2 protein-coding genes and 1 tRNA gene are annotated in these 1,942 nt (G+C 69.5%); all 3 read right to left on the bottom strand.

Annotated elements, in window-relative coordinates; genetic code table 11:
* Positions 1-219 precede the first annotated feature (219 nt).
* Positions 220-1,047, bottom strand: coding sequence for a Bax inhibitor-1/YccA family protein (locus tag V7E09_RS15510; protein ID WP_324511606.1), 828 nt, complete (start codon positions 1,045-1,047; stop codon positions 220-222).
* 124 nt (positions 1,048-1,171) lie between these two features.
* Positions 1,172-1,244 (bottom strand) — tRNA-Leu (locus V7E09_RS15505).
* Positions 1,245-1,277: 33 nt separating this feature from the next.
* Positions 1,278-1,942, bottom strand: a 665-nt coding sequence (locus tag V7E09_RS15500) for a Ppx/GppA phosphatase family protein (protein WP_324523726.1), incomplete at its 5' end; no start/stop codon positions are given.

Here is a 1,942-nt window from a genome sequence, read left to right as displayed (position 1 = left end):
CCGTCGTCCACGATGTCGGCGGAACGACCGCGTCGAGCCGCTGGGTGCCCGCGGGCGCGCTCCGCGAGGTGTCCTGGATCAACGGGTCCCGCTCACTGCTGGCCAAGCACGGCCAGACGGTGCTGCGTTCCCTACACCGGCAGGGCGCCTGACCCTCGCCCCGACACGAACGCAGCAAGCCCCGCCCGGGTGACCCGGGCGGGGCTTGCTGACGATGCGCTAGTTCCTGAAGTAGGACATCAGGCGCAGCAGTTCGGTGTACAGCCACACCATCGTGACGGTGATCCCGAAGGCGCTGCGCCACGACTCGGAGGCGGGCAACTGGTTGCGGACGCCCTGCTCGATGTAGTCGAAGTCCATCAGCAGGTTGGCCACGGCCAGGCCGATGGCAACCAGGGAGACCGCGAGGGCCAGGAGGTTGAAGCCGCCGCCGACGGTCCGGATGCCGAGGTTGATGCCGAAGAAGGCGAGCACCAGGTTCACCAGCACGAGTCCGAGGAACGCGAACGTGCCCAACGTGACGATGCGGCGGAACTTCGAGGTGATCTTGATCCGGAAGAACCGGTACGCGAACAGGGTCACGCCGGCGGCCATGAACGTCCCGAGCACGGCCTGCAGGACCAGCCCGGTGTCGAACCGCAGCGCGAACATCAGGGTGAAGGCGCCGATGAAGGCTCCCTCGATCACGGAGTACAGCAGGACGAACGCCGGGTTGACGACGCGCCGCAGCGACACCATGAGCACCGAGACGAACGCGACGATGCCGCTCACGATCAGCGTCGGGTACAGCAGCGCCGAGGGCAGGAACATGAACGTGGCCGCGGCCGACAGGATCAGCACGCCCATCGTGATGGCGGACTTGGTGATCACGTCGTCGACGGTCATCACCTGTCCGGCGGGCTGCCCGGGCTGTCCGTAACCCGGCTGGGCGTAGGTGGGCTGCCCGTACGCCTGCGCATCGGACTGCCCGTAGCCGGCCTGCGCCTGGTATGGAGCGGGAGCGTTGAACGACTCCGATCGCGTGAAGACCGGGTTGGTACTCCTCATGAGGGGGGCCTTTCCTTCGAGATTTCTTTCATCCTAGTCAACGGAGCTGCGCGTCCCGCTATTCCGCGGCCCCTGGCGACCCCGGGAAACCCCCGACCCGCGTCGCGGGCAGGACCGCGCGCCGTACCCCCGACGGGAGTCGAACCCGCACTGTGGCGGGTTTAAGCCGCCTGCCTCTGCCATTGGGCTACGGGGGCCTCGGGCACTGGCCCCACAGTCTAAACGCGGGGTCAGGCGAGCAGGCCCGCGACCAGCCCGTCGAGGATGTCGGCCTCGCTGACCGCCAGCGGCACAGCGAGGCGCTCCGCGATCCGACGCACGATCAAGGCGCCCGCGCAGATCACGTCGGCGCGCCCGGGGACCATGGTCGGGATCTGCAGGACGCGGGCGACCGGCCAGGTGAGCAGGCGCTCGGACAGGGCGGCGATCTGCTCGCGGGTCAGTGTCGCGCCATCGACCAGCGCGCGATCATAGGCGGGCAACTCGAGGACGATCGCGGCCAGCGCGGTCGCGGTACCGCCCACCCCGAACCACGTGGCGGGGGTGGCGAAGTCGATCCCGCTGGAATCGAGCAGTCCGTCGATGAACGCCGTCGCCTCGCCGACCTCGGCTGCGGTCGGCGGGTCGGAGTGCAGGAAGCGCTCCCGGATCCGCACCGACCCCATGTCGAGCGACACCCCGGACGCCGACCCGGCGTCCGCGCCCACGAACAACTCCGTCGATCCGCCACCCACGTCCATGACGAGAGCGGGCAGCGCGACGGGGCCCCTCGCCTGCGCGGCGGCCACCGCTCCGCCGAAGGACAACTGCGCCTCCTCCTGGCCCGGGATGATCTCGGGACGCACCCCGAGGCGGCTCTCCACCCCGTCGTAGAACTCCTGCCGGTTGCCCGCGT

The organism is Propioniciclava sp., assembly GCF_036744435.1.
In the GTDB taxonomy this organism is placed as follows: Bacteria; Actinomycetota; Actinomycetes; order Propionibacteriales; family Propionibacteriaceae; genus Propioniciclava.
The sequence above is the reverse complement of the archived record's forward strand: the minus strand, read 5'-3'. Positions and strand labels throughout refer to the sequence as shown.